The 17,882-nt window shown below is 70.0% G+C and carries 13 protein-coding genes and 1 pseudogene; 5 read left to right on the top strand and 9 right to left on the bottom strand.

Features of this window, described 5'->3' with window-relative positions:
* Positions 1-9: 9 nt before the first annotated feature.
* Entirely contained in the window at positions 10-870 is an 861-nt protein-coding gene (locus ACFHWT_RS06810) for a cytochrome c biogenesis protein CcdA (RefSeq protein WP_416593719.1), read from the top strand.
* A 48-nt stretch (positions 871-918) separates the two neighbouring features.
* On the opposite strand, the gene ACFHWT_RS06805 is transcribed toward ACFHWT_RS06810, so the two are convergent.
* From ACFHWT_RS06805 to ACFHWT_RS06790, 4 genes are all read right to left on the bottom strand, one after another.
* Positions 919-1,857 carry a beta-ketoacyl-ACP synthase III gene (locus ACFHWT_RS06805; RefSeq protein WP_416593718.1) on the bottom strand — a complete coding sequence of 313 codons (939 nt, stop codon included), beginning with the start codon at positions 1,855-1,857 and terminating at the stop codon, positions 919-921.
* A gap of 51 nt (positions 1,858-1,908) precedes the next feature.
* Positions 1,909-2,763 carry a class I SAM-dependent methyltransferase gene (locus ACFHWT_RS06800; protein ID WP_416593717.1) on the bottom strand — a complete coding sequence of 285 codons (855 nt, stop codon included), beginning with the start codon at positions 2,761-2,763 and terminating at the stop codon, positions 1,909-1,911.
* Between the two features lie 163 nt (positions 2,764-2,926).
* Positions 2,927-4,750, bottom strand: coding sequence for a carbohydrate-binding domain-containing protein (locus tag ACFHWT_RS06795; protein ID WP_416593716.1), 1,824 nt, complete (start codon positions 4,748-4,750; stop codon positions 2,927-2,929).
* A gap of 146 nt (positions 4,751-4,896) precedes the next feature.
* Positions 4,897-6,174, bottom strand: coding sequence for an MFS transporter (locus ACFHWT_RS06790; RefSeq protein ID WP_416593715.1), 1,278 nt, complete (start codon positions 6,172-6,174; stop codon positions 4,897-4,899).
* 233 nt (positions 6,175-6,407) lie between these two features.
* Here ACFHWT_RS06790 and ACFHWT_RS06785 point away from each other — a divergent pair, with 233 nt between their 5' ends.
* The gene (locus ACFHWT_RS06785) at positions 6,408-7,430 is read left to right on the top strand and encodes an ADP-ribosylglycohydrolase family protein (RefSeq protein ID WP_416593714.1); all 1,023 of its coding nucleotides are present in this window, start codon (positions 6,408-6,410) and stop codon (positions 7,428-7,430) included.
* 51 nt (positions 7,431-7,481) lie between these two features.
* Here the strand turns inward: ACFHWT_RS06785 and ACFHWT_RS06780 are convergent, their stop codons facing one another.
* Positions 7,482-9,638, bottom strand: coding sequence for a HelD family protein (locus ACFHWT_RS06780; RefSeq protein WP_416593713.1), 2,157 nt, complete (start codon positions 9,636-9,638; stop codon positions 7,482-7,484).
* Positions 9,639-10,117: 479 nt separating this feature from the next.
* On the opposite strand from ACFHWT_RS06780, the gene ACFHWT_RS06775 reads away from it, so the two are divergent.
* The gene (locus ACFHWT_RS06775; RefSeq protein WP_416593712.1) at positions 10,118-11,617 is read left to right on the top strand and encodes a SulP family inorganic anion transporter; all 1,500 of its coding nucleotides are present in this window, start codon (positions 10,118-10,120) and stop codon (positions 11,615-11,617) included.
* Between the two features lie 216 nt (positions 11,618-11,833).
* Here the strand turns inward: ACFHWT_RS06775 and ACFHWT_RS06770 are convergent.
* A pseudogene (locus tag ACFHWT_RS06770) lies at positions 11,834-12,346 on the bottom strand (cytochrome P450); the annotation flags it as partial.
* 277 nt (positions 12,347-12,623) lie between these two features.
* Between ACFHWT_RS06770 and ACFHWT_RS06765 the strand changes: the two are divergent.
* Positions 12,624-12,830, top strand: coding sequence for a hypothetical protein (locus tag ACFHWT_RS06765; RefSeq protein ID WP_416593711.1), 207 nt, complete (start codon positions 12,624-12,626; stop codon positions 12,828-12,830).
* A gap of 80 nt (positions 12,831-12,910) precedes the next feature.
* On the opposite strand, the gene ACFHWT_RS06760 is transcribed toward ACFHWT_RS06765, so the two are convergent.
* The 3 genes from ACFHWT_RS06760 to ACFHWT_RS06750 all read right to left on the bottom strand — a co-directional run bounded on the left by ACFHWT_RS06760 (position 12,911) and on the right by ACFHWT_RS06750 (position 16,304).
* Positions 12,911-13,459, bottom strand: coding sequence for a DUF5825 family protein (locus ACFHWT_RS06760; protein ID WP_416593710.1), 549 nt, complete (start codon positions 13,457-13,459; stop codon positions 12,911-12,913).
* A gap of 1 nt (position 13,460) precedes the next feature.
* The gene (locus tag ACFHWT_RS06755; protein ID WP_416593709.1) at positions 13,461-15,332 is read right to left on the bottom strand and encodes a RiPP maturation radical SAM C-methyltransferase; all 1,872 of its coding nucleotides are present in this window, start codon (positions 15,330-15,332) and stop codon (positions 13,461-13,463) included.
* A 213-nt stretch (positions 15,333-15,545) separates the two neighbouring features.
* On the bottom strand, positions 15,546-16,304 hold the full coding sequence (locus ACFHWT_RS06750) for a ferritin-like domain-containing protein (protein WP_416593708.1): 759 nt from the start codon (positions 16,302-16,304) through the stop codon (positions 15,546-15,548).
* 293 nt (positions 16,305-16,597) lie between these two features.
* Between ACFHWT_RS06750 and ACFHWT_RS06745 the strand changes: the two genes are divergently transcribed.
* Complete coding sequence (locus ACFHWT_RS06745) at positions 16,598-17,833, top strand: MFS transporter (RefSeq protein WP_416593707.1); 1,236 nt, start codon at positions 16,598-16,600, stop codon at positions 17,831-17,833.
* Positions 17,834-17,882: the final 49 nt, after the last annotated feature.

Raw genomic sequence — 17,882 nt, 5'->3', positions numbered from 1 at the left:
GGCGATCCGATGACCGACGCACCCCTCGCCCTCGCCCTGGCGGCAGGCACCCTCGCCGCAGTCAACCCATGCGGGTTCGCGTTACTGCCCGCGTACCTGTCCTTTCTGGTCAGTGGTGGCGACGCGGCCGGCACCGGCCGAGGTGCCGCCGTCGGTAGGGCACTGACCACGACGGCGGCGATGACCGCCGGATTCGTCGTCGTCTTCGGGGTGTTCGGCCTGGTCGTGGCGCCGGCAGCCGGAGCGGTGCAGCGCCACCTGCCGTGGCTGACCATCGGCATCGGGCTGCTGCTCATCGGGCTCGGTGGGGTGCTGCTGGCCGGTCGGCAACTGCCCGGCATCGGCATGGTGCCGTCCCGCGCCCCGGCCACCAGCCGGTCCGTACTGTCCATGGTCGTCTTCGGGATGGCCTACGCCGCCGCCTCGCTGTCCTGCACGATCGCCCCGTTCCTGGCGATCGTGGCGGCCAGCTTCCGCGCCGGCTCGGTGGCGTCCGGGGTGGCCCTGTTCGTGGCGTACGCCGCCGGGATGGGGCTGACCGTCGCGGTGGCGGCCGTCACCGTCGCGCTGGCCCGCGACGGGCTGTTGCGCCGGGTACGCCGCGCGGCCCCGCTGCTCTCCCGCCTCGGCGGCGCGCTGCTGGTGGCTGCCGGCGGCTACGTCGCCTGGTACGGCTGGTACGAGATCCGGCTGCTGCGTGGCGGGCCGGGCGGGGACCCGCTGATCGACGGCGCCGGCCTGGTCCAGCGGTGGCTGGCCGCCACGCTGGACCAGGCCGGGGCTGCCGTCCTGGCAGCGATCCTGGTGGTGCTGCTGGTCGGTGCCGGACTGCTCCGGCTGGTCCGGTCCCGCCGTCAGGGCAGTAGATAGTTTGTCCAGTACGTGCTGACCGACGGCGTCAGGCGCGGTAGTCGGCTGTCACGGGCAGCGGACGACCTGGCCTCCGTAGGACAGGCCGCCGCCGAAGCCGAACAGCAGGATCGGCGCGCCGGACGGTATGTCGCCGCGCATCACCAGCTTCGACAGGGCGATCGGAATGCTGCCGGCGGAGGTGTTGCCGGACTCGACGACATCCTCGGCCACGATCGCGTCCGGTGCGCCGATCCGTTCGGCGAGGGATCTGATGATGCGCAGGTTCGCCTGGTGCGGCACGATCGCGGCGAGGTCTGCCGGGGCGACCCCGGCCCGTTCGCAGACCTGCCGGGCGATGGTCGGTAGCACCGTGGTCGCCCACCGGTAGACCGCCTGGCCGGCCTGCTGGAAGTTGCCGGCACGACCCTCGATGCGTACCGCGTCGGACATCTCCGGGACCGAGCCCCAGACGACCGGACCGATTCCGGGCTGGTCGGCGGCGGTCAGCACCACGGCTCCCGCGCCGTCACCGACCAGCACACACGTCGTACGGTCGGACCAGTCGGCGAAGTCGGACAGCTTCTCCACGCCGACCACGATGGCGTTACGCGCGGCGCCGGCGCGTACCGCGTGGTCGGTGGTGGCCAGCGCGTAGGTGAATCCGGTGCAGGCGACGTTGACGTCGATGACCGCCGGGTGGCCGAGCCCGAGGCGGGCGGCGACCCGGGCGGCCATGTTCGGCGACCGGTCGATGGCGGTGCAGGTGGCGACCGAGACGTAGTCGATGTCCGCGGGGGACAGGCCGCTCTGGGCGAGGGCCTTGCGGGCGGCGTGCGCCGCCATCTCGTCGACGGTCTCGTCGGATTCGGCGATGTGCCGGGTCTGGATCCCGACCCGCGACTGGATCCACTCGTCGCTGGTGTCGACCATCTTGGATAGATCGTCGTTGGTGAGGATCCGGCTGGGCTGGTAGTGCCCAACGGAGAGGATGCGGGAACCGGTCATCGGTCTGATCTCCCTTGGGCTGCCACGAGTGACGCCAGCGACTGGGGTCGACTATAGTGCCTGCCCGCCCTCCGGCCGGAGTGGCGTTGCCGGCCGATTGCCATGAGTAGGCGGGTCGTCGTGGCTGCGGCTCTTGCGGACGACCAGCATCGGGTAGCGGGCGAGTCGTGCGCTCCAGCGGGGCAGCCGGTCCTCGACCGCCGCGACTCCGGCCACCATCGCCCGGCCGGCCCGCCCGCCGGGCACCACCGTACGGGTGATCTCCGGCGCGAGAATGGACCAGCTTCGAACCTCGATTCGCGCCCGATCGCGCAGCCCGACCTGCAGCCGGCGATGGTCGACCGGGTGGTACGGCAACGGCGGGAGGTCCGCTACCGGACGGGAGTCCAGCCGGAGCCGGCGGGCCAGCTTCTGCAGCCGCGCGAACGTCTGGATGTACACGAGCACGGCGACGCCGCCCGGCCGCAGGACCCGGCAGATCTCCGTGAGCGCCAGCGTTTGTCGTTCCGGTGTGAGGTGGTAAAGCACGTGGGCGCACAGCACCCGGCCGAAAGTGGCCGCCGGAAAGGGCAGCTGGCAGATGTCGGCCTGCAGGTAGCTGGCGGCGTCGCCGAGGGTCTGCCGTGCGCCGCGTAACGCCGCTGCCGCGAAATCGAGATTGACCCGTAGGCCGCCGTCGGCCGCAACCGGCACCGGCGCCCCACCGCACCCGAGGTCCAACAGTGGCCCCTCGCCCGCCAGCAGTCGGGCGACCCGCTGGTCACGGCGCCGATGGTAGCCGTCCATCACCGGTCGCAGGTCGACGAAGGCTTCCGCGTCCCGGAACTGCCCGGATGATCCGCGCTGCCAGCCGTAGGTCTCGTAGAACTGCCGTACCGCCACGTCGTCTTCACGGGTCTGGTCCATTGATCGATCCTGGCTTATCTCCAAAGGAGAATCAATCCGCTTGTCGGTGTGCTGGGGCCCGGCACCCGGCGTGGTGCCGGGCCCCACTGATCGGACGCCGATCGGATGGCGACCGGACGCTGTCCGATCAGGTCGCTGTGCCGACCAGGTCGTCTGTCGTAGGTCAGGTCGCGGTGCAGGTCAGGGCCGGGGCGGTGTTGTTGCCGTTCCAGGTGCCGATGAATCCGAAGGTGGTGCTGGCCCCGGCACCGAGCGAGCCGTTGAAGGAGACGTTGGTCGCCGTCACCGCCGAGCCACTGGCGTTGATGGTCGCGTTCCAGGACTGGCTGATCGTCTGACCGTTGGCGAAGGTCCAGGTCACCCGCCAACCGCTGATCGCGGACGAGCCTGCGGTGACCCGTACGTCGCCCTGGAAGCCGCCCTGCCACTGGCCCACCACGGAGTAGGTCGCCGTGCAGCCGCTAGCGCTCGGTGGCGGGGTGGTCGGGTTCGGTGGCGGGGTGGTCGGGTTCGGCGGTGGGGTGGTCGGGTTCGGTGGCGGAGTGGTCGGGTTCGGCGGCGGGGGCCAGCCAGGGCCGGGCGGCCAGCCGACCAGACCGCCGCGGTACTGCCCGGCGGTGACGGTCATCAGCCGGTTGGCGCCCGCGATGCTGCCGCCGGTGGTGGCCATGCCGCCGGTCGTCGGGCCGGACAGGCTACCGCCGAGGTAGACGTCGTAGTTCTGCCCGTTCTGGATCCGGTTGGAGGAGAAGACCACCTCGCGGAACGCCTTGGCGGCGCGATAGGAGGCGAGCACCTGGCCACCGGAGACCAGATGCAGCAGGGTGCCGGCCGGCTGGCTGCTGGACAGTTGAGGAGCGGCCCAGCCCTGACCGGAGGTCGGCGGCAGGCTCAGCACCGCCAGCGCGGTCGACCCTGCCCCGAGCATCGTGCCGCCGGTGAAGTGGACCGCGCCGTTCGAGTCGATCGCGCCCTCGCCAGGGCTGCCGCTGCTCGGACCGCTGACCACGACCGTGCCGCCGGCGAAGGTCACCGTGCCGTTGGAGTCGATACCGTCGATGCTGGAGTCGACCAGGGTGGTCCCACCGGTGATCCGGACGAACGCGTTCGGCGCCACCTCGAAGTCGCCGTACCCGTCCTCGACGGCGTTGATCGCGTCGTCGCGGGCGGTGACGTCGACCGTGCCGCCGGAGATGGTCACCTGCCGGCTCTCGATCGCCTCGTAGGAGTTGGTGACGGTGACGGTGCCGCCGGAGATGTCGACGGTGTTCTCGCCCTTGATGGCGTCGTCACCGGCGTTCACCCGTACGGTGCCGTTGGTGATGGTGAGCCGGCCCCGGTCCGCCTCGGTGTCGTCGGACCTGATGCCGTCACCGCCAGCGGTGACGTCGATGTTCCCGCCGGTGATGTCGAGGAAGTCCTTTCCCCGGATGCCGTCGTCGACTGCGTTCACCGTGATCGTGCCCGACTCGATGACCAGGCCGTCCTTGCTGGTGATGCCGTCGTAGGCGTTGCCGCGTACGGTCAGTGCCCCGGTGCCGGTGATCCGCAGGTCGGCGCGGCTGAACAGGGCTGCGTTCGGCTCGTCGGTGTCCGGGTCGGGGTAGACGTAGTTGGTCGCGTCGGTGAGCCGGCTGGTGGTGCCGGCGGCGAGCGTGATCACGACCTGGTCGGCGTCGGTGACCTGCAGCGGCGCGTTGCTGGAGTTGGTGATGGCGGCGCCGTCGAGGATCAGGTTGACGGTGCCCGAGGCGTCGACGTTGAGGTAGCCGTCGTTGAGGGTGCCGGTGACCTGATAGGTGCCCGGTGCGGTGATCGTGACGGCCCGCCCGGCGATCGTGACGTCGGGACTCGGACTGGTGGCACTGGCACCGGTCAGCGTGATCGGGACGGTCGCCTGCGCGGCGGCCGGTGCCGGTAGCGGGCCGGTGACCAGTGCGATCGCGAGCCCGGCGGGGACGATGGCTCTCAGGGGGATGCGTTTCATCGGTCTGTCCTGACTCGGATGGATGGGACGGGACGCGCGCGTGAACACATCGATAACTATAGATGAACGTGGATGGCTGTCGAGGCCGTTGGCATGATCAACTCGGCCAGGTTCACCCGCTCCGGAGCCCTGGCTTCGCCTGGCGGTCAGACCTCGGGAGCGTTGGTAGGCGGTGCGGGCAGCGGGGTGGCCAGGGCGGCGAGCCCGACCGCCACCGGTAGCACGGCGCAACCGAGCAGGGCGGCCTGGTAGCCGCCGGTGGTGTCGTGGACCAGGGCGAACAGCAGCGGACCGAAGGCGGTGGAGCCGACGGTGATCGCGGTCAGCAGACCCCGGATGGCGCCCAGGTGGGCGGTGCCGAACAGCCGGGGCGTGAGCGCGGTCTCCACCGTACGGATTGCGGCGGAGGCGGCCCCGATCGCGACGCCGAAGCCGATGGCCGACCAGCCCGGCGTGACCAACGTCGCCCAGACCAGCGCCGTACCGAGACCGGCCATCGCGGCCGCGAGCAGGGCACGCGGGTGCCGACCGTCGACGAGCGGACCGACCAGCAGGGTGGCGGCGAGCCCGGCGACGGTCTGCGGCAGGAAGTTCGCGGCCGCGGCGGTGGCGCTCAGCCCTCGCTCGGTGAGCAGACTGATCTGGTGGAATCCGACGGCGGTGGTGAGCATGCCGGCGGTGGCGACCGCCCCGGCCAGGATCCAGAAGTACGGCGTCCGCAGCGCCCCGGCCCGGGTCACGCCGACCGGACCGGTGTCCCCGCCGACCTTGGCGGGCGGCTGGCCGTCGACGAACTGGCCTACGTCGGTGGGCCGGTCGCGGATGCCGAGCAGCGCGATGGGGATGACGATGGCCCAGACCACCAGCCCTTCGACCAACCATGCCGTGCGCCAACCCTGGATCGCGATGAGCCGTTCAAGGAGTACCGGAGCCAGGGAGATGCCGGTGGTGCCGACCGCGGAGACGACAGCGAGCGCGGTGCCGCGTCGGCGCAGGAACCAGTGCGCGGTCACGGTGGTGGCGGCCAGACCCAGGGCACCCTGTCCGGCGAGGCGGATACCGACGAATCCGGCGGTCAGGCCGACGATCTCGGTGACGAGCGAAAGGGCGACGAGTACGGTGCCGAACACCGCGCCGATGACCGTCATGCAGCGGCGGACACCGTAGCGGTCGATCAGGATGCCGATGCCGGGCAGCGCGGCGGCACCGGCGAGGGTGCCGATCAGGTAGGCCGTGGAAACGGCGGACCGGGTCATTCCCAGGTCGGCGATCATCGGGTCGATGAACGCCGACACGGCGAGGGTCTGGCCGGGGGCGGTCATCGCGAGCGCGACGCTGGCGTACCCGACGATGCGCCAGCCGTGGAAGCGCACCGGCGGCGCGGCGGTCGACTCCGCTGGAGAGGGCGCGCAGTTGCTGGTCACGGTTCATTCCTCGGTCGGGAACACCGCAGGGTATCGGAGTGCGGCTCCGATGCCGACTGCGGCGCCGGGCGGTCAGCGGTCGGGCCCTGCGGTCACCTTCCCGAACCTAACGTGCGGGAAGCCTTCGGGGTGGTGCCCAGTGGCGCGGCTAACAGGGTCGATGGTGCGGCTGGAATCGACGGTGCCGGTAGGACGGGCGCGACTCTACCTTTGCGTGAGGGTAGGATGTCGAGGTGGCGTTCAGGGAGGATGAGCCGGTGTCGCCAGCGACGCCGGCCAGCGCACCGGACCTGCCTGTCAGCGGGCCCGACCCATGGTCGCTGCGGGTCCGAGGTGCGATCCTGCTCGCTGCCTGTGCCGACGGACTGGGCGCTCCGTTCGAGGGCGTGGCCGCAGTGGACGTGGCTGCGGTGGATCACCTGCTGGCGACACCGCCCCAGCTGCGATGGACCGACGACACCGCGTTGACCCTGGCCCTGGCAGAGCACCTGGTGCGCCGAGGTGGGGACGTCGACCAGGACCAGCTGGCCGCGGCGTTCGCGGCCGAGTGGTCCGCCCGCCCCGACCTCGGGTACGGCACCGGGGTGGCCGAACAGTTCGCCCGTATCGTCGCCGGTGAATCCTGGGCGGTGACGTCACGGGGGGCCTTCGGCGGTGCGGGCTCCTACGGTAACGGTGCCGCGATGCGGGTCGCCCCGGTCGGGCTGTTGCCGGGTCTGTCGCTGGCCGAGGTGGCGCGCCGCGCCCGGCGCTCCGCCGAGATCACCCATGCTCATCCGCTGGCTCAGGACGGTGCCGTCGCACAGGCGGTGGCGGTCGCGGTCGCGGCCAGATCGCGCCAGGACACGCCGGTCGACACCGACCTGTTCATCGCGGCGGTCGCCGCGCAGGTACAGACGCCGCAGTTCCGGGCCGCGTTGTCCATCGTGCGGGCACTGGCCCGGCGGCAGGCGACCCCGGCGGAGATCGCCGAGGCGGTCGGCAACGGAGTCGCCGCTGTCGAATCCGTGCCGGCGGCGCTGGCCGTGTTCCTGGCCGGCTCGCAGCGGCCGCACGACGTCGTCCGATCGGCCATCTGTATCGGCGGGGACACCGACACGATTGCGGCCATGGCGGCTGCGGTGTGCGGTGCCCGGTGCGGGGAGCAGGGCCTGCCGGTGCTGTGGGGGCTGCGGGTGGCGGACACCCGGCGGCTGTGGCATGTGGCGAGTACCCTGGCAGCGGTCACCCAGGCCGGCCCGGTCGACGGCGGCTGACCACCCGCGTGCCGGGCAGCGGCGGCGTGCCAGATAGCGAGCCGAGTACCGTCAGCCCACCTGGACGCCGATTTCGCGGTCGCGGATCCCCGCGGCGTCGGCGTCGTTGGTGCCGGTGCCCGGGCGCGCATCGGAGAATCGCAGGAAGCGTGAGACGGGCCCGTGGTGAGTCAGGTGGAGCTCGTGCATCGCCCTGGTACACGCGATGTAGAGCATGCTTCTGTCCATGTCGTTGGAGTAGTTCGCGTCGCTCACGTTAGGGACGATGACTGAATCGAACTCCAGTCCTTTCGACATGTGTGCTGTGGTGACGATTATGCCGCCAACGAACTCTGTACTGTCGTAGTCAAGAAAAGTCAGTTCTACGCCGGCCGCCGACAGCGCGCGATGAAGTTCTTCAGCCTGAGCGGCGGTCTTGCAGATGATGCCCAGGGACCGATGCGTGGTGCGCTGGTGTTCCTCGACGAGAGCCAGGACCCGTGACTCCTGGTCCTTCGGGTCTGCGCAGTTGATGATCTGGGGCGGACGCCCGTGGCGCTCGATAGGTATGGTCTTGCTGTTCCTGGAGATGTGCTGGGCAAAATCCGTGATCTCGATTGTCGACCGGTAGCTCTTGCGCAACTCGAGACAGTCGGCCTCCGGGAAGATGCTGTGGATCGTCGCGGGCGTGGACGAACTGAACGGATTCACCGACTGGTTGGAGTCTCCCAGAATCGTCATTTTACAGGAGAACAGTTCGCGGATGACGGCGTACTGGATTGGTGTGTAGTCCTGCATCTCGTCAACCACGAGATGCAAGATTCTGCCGTAATTCTCCTGGCGAGCTGTCCTGATCATGGTGTAGATCAGGGGAAAGACATCGGCATACTCAATCTTCTTCCGGCCGAGCGGCTTGAACAGGTCGCGGCGGGCTGGGTCGGAGTAAAACGCCTTGTACAACGCGAGTGCGTCTTTGTGTGGGAACATGGCGCGGACCTGCCTGCGGATGCTGGCCGTGTCGGCGGCCGTCCACTTGCCGCCGCTGTCCAGTACCCGCTGCTTGAACAGGTGGACAGCGCTGTTGGTTAGCAGGTCGAGCCGCGTGAAGATCGGAAGTGTCGGTGCATCTGTGAAGGTGGCTGCAACCCACCTCGCTGAGAGTCGTTGGTTCTTCTGCTCGATCTCGCGAGCCGTGAAGTCTTCGTCGGCACGTGAGTCGATCCATGCTCTCAGGTCGGCGACGAACTCCGTTGTCGCCTTGTACCGGATGCGCTCGGCTGCCGCTTCGTCGGCATGATCGAGTAGGCTGGCAACCTGTTCGCTGAAGGTCTCATAGTTGGTGATCTTGGTGAGAAACTTGTCTGCAATCGTTCCGAAGTCGATCTCAGCTATCTGCTCCTCTCCCAACTCGGGGAGGACGTTGGCGATGTAGTCGCCGAACACTTTGTTGGGAGAGAGGATCATCACGTTGTCTGACGAGAGGGTGTCTTTGAAGCGGTAGAGCAAAAACGCCACCCTGTGCAGGGCGATCGACGTCTTACCGGAGCCGGCCACGCCCTGCAGGATGAGCACCTGAGCGGTCTCGTTACGGATCACCGCGTTCTGCTCGCGCTGGATGGTGGCGACGATGTTCTTCATCTTGTCGTCGGCGGATTGACTGAGCTCTCGCTGCAGGACGTCATCGCCGATGTTCAGCGTGCTTTCGAACATGTATTCCAGGTGCCCATCCTGGATCTTGTACTGGCGCTTGCCGGTGATCTCGCCGTGGATGGTCCCTTGCGGGGCCTCGAAGTGCGCGTCCCCTGATTCGAAGTCGTAGTAGAGGCTGGACACGGGGGCGCGCCAGTCGTGTACTACTATCTGCTGCGTTCGCGGGTCCGTCAGATTGTGCACCCCGATATAGTGGGCGCTGGTGTCCGCCTCGCCTCGCGCGTGGAAGTCGACGCGCCCAAAGTAGGGAGTCGCCAGAAGGCGCTGAATCCGCTTCCGCGCTGTCACGGCATGGTCAGCCAAGGCGACCGACGTGTTCACTTCGACGCGGACGTTGGCCTTTTCCGCACCGTCCATGTCGCGCCAGTTCGCCCACATCTGCTCCTTGTGCGCCTGGATGGCGCTGGCGGAACTGCCGATGGTGGTGGTGAAACGCTCGAGCTCCGTCGTCAGCAGCCGTACCGTCTCGGCCAGATGTCGGCGCTCTTGTTCTTCGTCTCGTGGCTGCGCGTCTGTCAAAGCAATCTCCGGATCAGGTTGCCGTGGAACGACTCCAACGTCCTGCTCGCCAGGGCGGGTCGTGGTGCCGGCGCAAAACGCCTGTCCGGACAGAATACCCTGACGTCAGGGTAGAGTACGAGTGCTGCTCGGCGACCGGCGGGGCCCCAGTGTTGGCGGGGTGGAGCCGGCGCCCCCTCCGCTGCCGCTGCTCCACCCGCCCGCCCGCTGCCTCACCATCCGCCAATGGTGACGATTGCCACTCCACGCCGTCCCTACCCTTCCGCGACGGTAGATTCACCCCTGCCGCCCGTGCTGTTCGACCAGCGCGGCGGGGGATGGTTTCCGAGGCGACGACGCCAGGAAACAACCAGGTCATCTTCTCGGGTCATCGTGATCGTGACGGATCGTGCCGCCACGACCACCGGGATCGGTGCTGGTCCGCGAGTCCCGTCACGAGACCCCGCGCGCTGTCGCGCGCCCTGATCGGAAAAGGCTGTATGTCTGCGTTCTCCCCTGCGGCGTTTCGGCCGCGTCTGTCCCGCCCGTCGTGGTTGTCGCCGAAGGTGTTCCGTACCGAGGTCCTCGCCGGCCTGGTGGTCGCGCTCGCGTTGATCCCGGAGGCGATCTCGTTCTCCATCCTCGCCGGGGTCGACCCACGGGTCGGGCTGTTCGCGTCGTTCACCATGGCGGTGACGATCGCGATCTGCGGTGGCCGGCCGGCGATGATCTCCGCGGCGACCGGCGCGATCGCGTTGATCGTCGCCCCGTTGGCCCGCGACCACGGGCTCGGCTACCTGCTGGCGGCGGTGATCCTCGGTGGGGTGCTGCAGGTGCTGCTCGCCGCGCTCGGCGTTGCCCGGCTGATGCGGTTCATCCCGCGCAGCGTGATGGTCGGGTTTGTCAACGCCCTCGCGATCCTGATCTTCGCCGCGCAGGTGCCCTACCTGATCGGGGTGCCGTGGCTGGTCTACCCGATGGTCGCCGTCGCGTTGGTGATCATGGTCGGACTGCCCCGGCTGACGAAGGCGGTGCCCGCGCCGCTGGTCGCGATCGTCGTGCTGACCGTCGTCACGGTCGTCGCCGGCTTCGCCGTGCCGACCGTCGGTGACCAGGGCTCCCTGCCCAACAGTCTGCCGGTGCTCGGTCTGCCGCAGATCCCGTACACCTGGGCGACCCTGCAGTTGATCACCCCGTACGCGGTCGGGATCGCTCTGGTCGGATTGATGGAGTCGCTGATGACCGCGAAGCTGGTCGACGACATCACCGACACCCACTCGAACAAGACCCGCGAGTCGTGGGGGCAGGGCGTGGCCAATATCGTCACCGGCTTCTTCGGCGGCATGGGTGGCTGCGCGATGATCGGCCAGACCATGATCAACGTGAAGGCGGCGGGTGCCCGGACCCGGCTGTCGACCTTCCTGTCCGGCGTTTTCCTGCTGATCCTGGTCGTCTCCCTGGGCGACGTCGTCGCCCGGATCCCGATGGCCGCACTGGTCGCCGTAATGATCATCGTCGCGGTGTCGACGTTCGACTGGCACAGCGTCGCCCCTGCCACCCTGAAGCGGATGCCGTGGGGCGAACTCGCGGTGATGGTTTCCACCGTCGCCGCGGTGCTGATCACCCACAACCTCGCGATCGGCGTGATCATCGGTGTCCTGGCCGCCATGGTGATCTTCGCCCGCCGGGTCGCACACATGGTGGAGGTCACCAGCGTGCTCGACCCCGACGGCACCACCCGGATCTACTCGGTGCACGGCGAACTCTTCTTCGCCTCCAGCAACGACCTCGTCTACCAGTTCGACTACGCCGGCGACCCGGACCGGGTGATCATTGACATGACGCACGCGCACATCTGGGACGCCTCGTCGGTGGCCGCGCTCGACGCCATCACCACCAAGTACGCCAGCCGCGGCAAGAGCGTCGAGATCATCGAGCTGAACCAGCCCAGCGCCCGGATCCACGGCACCCTCGCCGGGCAGCTCAGGGTCGGCCACTGACACCGGCCAGGCCGGCGGTGGCCCGCCGGCCGCACCGGTGGACGGCCGGCCTGTCGGCCAGTCGACCGGCAGCGTGAGCGGGCCGCGCACGATGGTGCCGGCGCGCCACCGTACCCCGTCCGGGTCGGTCAGCCGCAGACCCGGCACCGCCGCGACCAGCGCGCCGATCATCTCCTGGATTTCCATCGTGGCCAGCCAGGCGCCGAGGCAGCGGTGCGGGCCGTAGCCGAATGTGACATGCCGGGCCGTCGGACGCCGGTCCGGGTCGAAGGTGTCCGCGTCCGGGAACACCCCGTCGTCACGGTTGGCGGAGATGGTCGAGGCGAAAATCGCCTCCCCGGCCCGGACCGTCACCCCACCCAGCTCGACGTCCTCGGTCGCCACCCGGGGCAGCCCGCTGCCGCCGTTGAGCGGCACGAACCGGAGCAGCTCGTCGACCACCGCCGGCACCCGCTCCGGCTCCCGGCACAGCAACTCCCACACCTGCCGGCGGCGCAGCAGCAGGTACGCCGAACTGGCCAGTTGGCTGGCCGTGGTCTCGAACCCGGCGGCGAGCAGGGTCACGCCGAACGACACCAGCTCCTGCTCGGTCATCCGGTCGCCGTCGTCGGTCGCCCGGACCAGCATGCTCAGCAGGTCGCCGGTAGCCGACTCGCGGCGGTAAGCGATCAGCTCCCGCAGGTAGTCCTCCAGCGCGGCGGCAACCGACCGGAACTCGTCGGCCGGCATCGGCCCGGGCATCAGCAGCGCGTGCGTCCAGGCGCGGAACCGGTCGCGGTCGGCCAGCGGTACGCCGAGCACGTGGCACAGCACGGTTAGCGGCACGGGCAGCGCAACCGTGGCGTACAGGTCACCCGGCACCGGGCCGGCCAGCAGCGCGTCGATCCGTTCGGCGGCGACCTGCCGGACGTACGGGCGCAGTTGTTCGATGCGCCACTGGGCGAACGCGCTGGCGGCGATGCGTCTCAGTCGACCGTGCTCGGGTCGGTCCAGGTCCAGGATGGTGGTGGCCACCGGTGGGGCCTCGGTCTGCCGGGGCACGTCGGGGCCGCAGGCGGCGGCCCGGCTGAACCTGGGGTCGGCGAGCACCGTCGTCACGTCGGCGTACCGGGTGGCGAGCCAGGCGTCGCCGCCGTACGGCAGCCGGATCCGGGACACCGGGCACTCGGTGCGCAGCCGGGCCAACCGTGGGTCCAGCCCCAACTCGTCGTAGTCACGGAACGGGTACAGCGGCGGCTGCGGCTCGTGCGGCTGCGGCTCGTGCGGCGCGGACGCGGTCACGGTCGAACCGCCTCACACCGCCACGTGCGGCACCGGCCAGTGCCGCATCCGGTAGGGCAGGATCAGCACCGCGTCGCCGGCCGCGCAGGCCAACCCGGCTTCGACGGCGACGGCCGCCGCGTCGACGTCGCCCGGCGCCGGCACCCCGGACGGGGCCTCGGCCAGCCGCAGGAACGCGTCGGCACCGTCGGTGATCACCATCCGGCTTGCCTCGACCCCGGGCCGGACATCCTTGACCACCACCATGGCCGGCCCGCGACGGTAGTAGCAGCTGCCGTATCGGTAGGCCAGGCCCCATTCGCCGGCGTAGGCCCGGCTGGCCTGGTCGGTGCCGGCCGACGGCGCGACCAGGTGCACGTGGGTTTCCAGCGGGAACGACGGCCGCCCGCGCAGCGTCCAGCGCAGCCGGACGGCGTGGCTGGTCACCGCCCGCAGGAACCGCAACTGGGCCAGGTCCTGCTCGGGGGAGTCACCGAAGTCCAGCGGCTCCGGCAGGGTCACCGTCCGCAGCGACCAGGTGGCCAGTTCGGTACGGTCGGTGAGCAGTGTCGCCGTACCCATCTCAAGCCACCTTGACCGGTTCGACGGCGGTCGCCAGGGTGATCCACCGGCCGTTCTCCTCGAAGACCAGCCCGGCGTCGTCGAGTTCGGCCAGCCACCGCCCCAGCTGGTCGGTCTCCACCGGCAGCCCGGCGGCGGCGAGCCGCCCGGCCAGGGCCCCGACGGTCCGGCCATGTTCCAGCTCGGCGTAGGCGCGGCGCAGCCGGGGGTCGGCGATGCGGTGTTCGCGGTCCGGCCAGCCGACCCGCCGGTCGGCGATCACGATCTCGTCGGCGTCCAGGCCGGTGAGCAGCTGCAGCGCGCTGGCCGGATAGCCGTCGGTCCAGCGTTTCAGTAGCTCGTTCAACGGCTCGGCGTCCTGCTCGGACAGGCCGGCGGGTTCGGTGTCGAACAGGTAGACCAGGTCGGCCAGCTCGTTCTCGGGCAGGTCGTAGACGTGCTGGTAGAGCCGGGCGGCCCGGCGGGTCGGGAAGCCGAGCACCGGGTTCTCGAAGTACGGGCTGAAGCGTTCGAGCAGGATTCGCGACGAACCGGCCGGCGGCTGCAGGTGCATCAGCCGGGGGAGCTGACGCAGCACCGAGTCGTAGTCGACGCGGCGTTCGCCGGGGAATCCGTACAGCCAGTTCCACGACACGGTGAGCCCGGCGGACTCGCAGTCGCGCAGGGTCCGTACGTTGTGGACGCCGGAGACGCCCTTGTCCATCAGCTTGAGCACCGGGCTGACCAGCGACTCGATGCCGGGCTGTACGTGGGCGACCCCGGCGGCGCGCAGTGCGTCGATTTCGGTTGGCCGCAGGTTGGACTTGACCTCGTAGTGCAGCCGCAGGTCCCAGCCGAGCGCGGCGACACGGGGCAGGAAGTCGGCGTAGTAGTGGTTGTCGATGATGTTGTCCACCATGATCACGTCGAGGGTCTGGTGCCGGCCGACCAGCTCGGTCATCTCGGCGATCATGCGTTCGGCGGGCTTGGCCCGGAACGTCATCGCGGTGCCGTTGAGCCCGCAGAAGGTGCAGTGGTGCTTTTCGCCCCACCAGCAGCCCCGGGCGCCCTCCAGGACCAGCTTGGGCTCGATGTACTCGCCGACCGGCGATGCGGCGAGCTGGTCGAACCAGTCGTCGAAGTCCGGGGTCGGGATGCGTGCCGGGGGCAGCAGCGAGCCCTGCGGGTTGTGCCGCGCTGTGCCGTCGGCCCGGCGCCAGGACAGTCCGGGTATCCGTGCGAGCCGGGCGTCGAGGCTGTCGCCAGCGTCGAGGTTGTCGCCGGCGTCGAGCGCGTCTAGCAGCATCGGGAACGCGACCTCGCCTTCGCCGCGTACCACGAAGTCGACGAACGGGAAGTTGCGGTGCAGGGCGATCCCCATCGCGCCGTCGCAGTTGCCACCCCCGAACGCGATCCGTACGCCCGGGTCGAGCTGGCGGATCCGCCGGGCGACCGCGAGGCTCGGCACGTTCTGCATGAACGTGGTGGTGAAGCCGACCAGCCGGGGACCGGTGGCGAGGATCTCGGCGGCGGCCAGCTCGACGAAGTCGGCGGCGTACTGGCGCATCGCGGTCGGGCCGGCAATGCCGGTGCCGTACTCGGCCGCGTAGCGGCGCAGCGTCTCCACGCCGAACTCGGGGTCGTCGTGCAGCACCCCGGCGAAGACCCAGTCACCGAGGCCGTCGAACAGGCCCACCTCGGCGACCTCGGTGTAGTCGGCCGGGCTCAGCTCGCCGGCGCTGCGTTCCATCAGGAACTCGGCCCAGCGCAGGCTCCCGTGGTACGCCGTCGGGGCAGGCCGCCCACTGGCGACGGTCACCGCCTTGAGCAACCCGATCGGCAGTGATGGTGATTCGATGGCCTGCCAGGGCATGGCGACCAGACATACGGACATCGGCCGGGCCTCCAGTTGGTGAGCGCGTTGTGCCGAGGTGCGCCGGATGGGGCGGGACCGCCCCATCCGGCCGATCACGTCTTCGGCCCTCCACGCGGTCCTACCCGCGCTTCGCCGGCCGCGGTCACTTCTCGGCCTTCCGAGTCGGGACCAGGTACTTGCAGGTGCCGTGAGCCGGCGTCTTGATGGTGACCTTCTTGATGGTCAAGATCTTCACCTCCCTCCGTCCATGTCGACTCCACCGGCGCTCAGGCGGGCCCGGTGCCGGCGGAGAAACCAGTGCCGCAGCCGGTCGGGCTCGCGGCCGGTCAGCTCGGCGAGGGACACCGAAATCTTGTCCAGGTAGGTCAGTCGCATGCCGATCTCATGCCACTGAGACCCGTGCTCGCGCCACAGCTCGCGCCCCTCGCCCGTGGCGGACTCGCGGGCCAGGTAGTTCAGGCCGATCGCGACGTGCTGAATCTCGTCGCGGCGTACGTGGTGGTAGAGCAGGCCGAGCGGGTCACCGGCGAACACCTCGCGCAGCAGGATGAACTCGTCGGCGGCGAACCCCTCCAGCATGGTGTGCACCAGCGCCCGGCCCATGTACGGCAGCCGGGTCAGCGCCGTGTCCAGCGGCTCCATCAGCTCGGGCGCCTCCGGCTCCGGCTCACCGCCGCCGACCAGCTTCGCGTACTGGTAGAAGGCGTCCGCGTGTCGGGCCTCGTCGGCGGTGGCCAGGGCCAGGCTGAACCGCAGCGGCGCGTCCTCGGTCTGCGCGGCCAGCGTCGCGGCGGCGACCAGCCCGGCCTGCTCGGCGTAGTAGCCGCGCGAGGACATCCGCCAGGCCAGCTCGGCCCGCTCCCAGCCGGGGTCCGTTGGCCCGTCGGCGATGATGTCCGCGGCGCGCCACGGCGTCTTGTCGCGGGTCACGCCGAAGACGCGGTACGCCAACTCGTTGCAATCAAGATCATCGGCATCGATGAGTGCCATTGGCAACTCCCCGGCAGGCTTGCCGCCCAGCGTCGGTCACGGGATTACGACAAGCAGGAGATTCTCGGTGCGCTGATTCGTGTGCGTCGGCGAGGATGCGCGCCGTCTGCGGCGCACGATGTGATGAGCATAAATGACGTCGCGTCGGAACGGCAAGCATTACCGGGCCGGCCGGTGGTCGGTCCGCGACCAGCGAAACGGGCGAAAGGTATTTACCTCGATCACCGTTACTTCCGATGTCGACCGCGGCTGTGGGAAGGTGACTCGACCGACCGAGCCGAGGAGTGGTGCCCATGCCCGGCCGTCTCGCCACGTCGATCGCGGTGGATCGACCGCTGCGCCCGGCCGTCGCCGCTCAGGCCGCCAGCGTCGTCGGCACCCACGTCGCCGCGCTGGCCCTGCCGACCGTCGCCGTGGTGGCGCTGCACGCCTCGCCGGTGGCGGCGGCCACCCTGTTCGCCCTCGAGTACGGCGCCCAGGCGCTCGCCGCACCGCTGCTCGGGGTGGTCGTCGACCGGGTCGTCGACCGGCGCCGGCTGCTCATGGCCGCCAGCGCCGGAACCGCCGCCGTGGTGCTGGCCGTACCGGTCGCCGCGCTGGCCGGAGTGCTCTCGCTGCCGCTGCTGTACGCCGTAGCCGGCCTGTCCGGCATCCTCGGCGGGCTGGTCACCATCGGCCTGCAGGCCACCGTGCCGCAACTGGTCGAACCGGGCCGGCTGGTGCCGGCGAACGCCGCGCTGGCCGGTGCCCAGTCGGCCGGCCAGATTGCCGGGCCGGCGCTGGCCGGCTGGCTGGTGCAGACCCTCGGCGGGGCGCTGGCGATGTCGGCGAACGCTGCGGCGCAGGCGCTGGCCGCCGCCGGTTTCGCCGCGCTGCGGCCCCGGCCGGGCGGGGTGCCGCCGGTGCCGGAACATCCACTACGGGCGTTGCGCGACGGGGTGGCGGCGCTACGCGGCCGTCCGGAGTTGGTCCGGATCGCGGTCACCGCCGCCGCGCTGAACCTCGGCGGGTCCGCGATCGGCGGTCTCTACGTGCTGTACGCCTACCGGGTCCTCGACCTGTCGCCGTGGGTGCTCGGGTTGACCTTCGCGGTGAACAGCGTCGCCGCCGTCGTCGGCGTGGCCACCGCGCGACGGGTGATCGCCCGGCTCGGCCATCCCCGGGTGGTCCCGGTGTTCGCCCCGCTCGCCGGGGCCGCTCTGATGCTGATCCCGCTGGCCGCCGTCACGCCGTCGGTGCTGACCCTGATCGTCTACGAGATGATCTTCGGGTTCTGCGCCACGGTCTGGCTGATCGCCTCGGTGTCGCTGCAGCAGTCCGTGGTCCCCGGCCCGCTGCTGGGCCGGGTGCTCGCGTTGAGCCGGGCGCTCGCGGTGCTGGCGGTGCCGGTCGGATCGCTGCTCGCTGGTGTCGCGGCGCAACTCTGGGGGGTGCTGCCCACCCTGATCTGCTTCGCTGCCGTAGCTTTTCTGGGCACCGTCACCGTCGTTTCCCGGCGGGTGGCCACCCACAACCTGACCACATCCTGACCGGACCCCGACCAATTCCAGTATTGCGACCAGCGTCGATCAGCCACCT

Source organism: Micromonospora sp. LOL_021 (assembly GCF_048060215.1).
Classification (GTDB): Bacteria; Actinomycetota; Actinomycetes; order Mycobacteriales; family Micromonosporaceae; genus Micromonospora_E.
The sequence above is the reverse complement of the archived record's forward strand: the minus strand, read 5'-3'. Positions and strand labels throughout refer to the sequence as shown.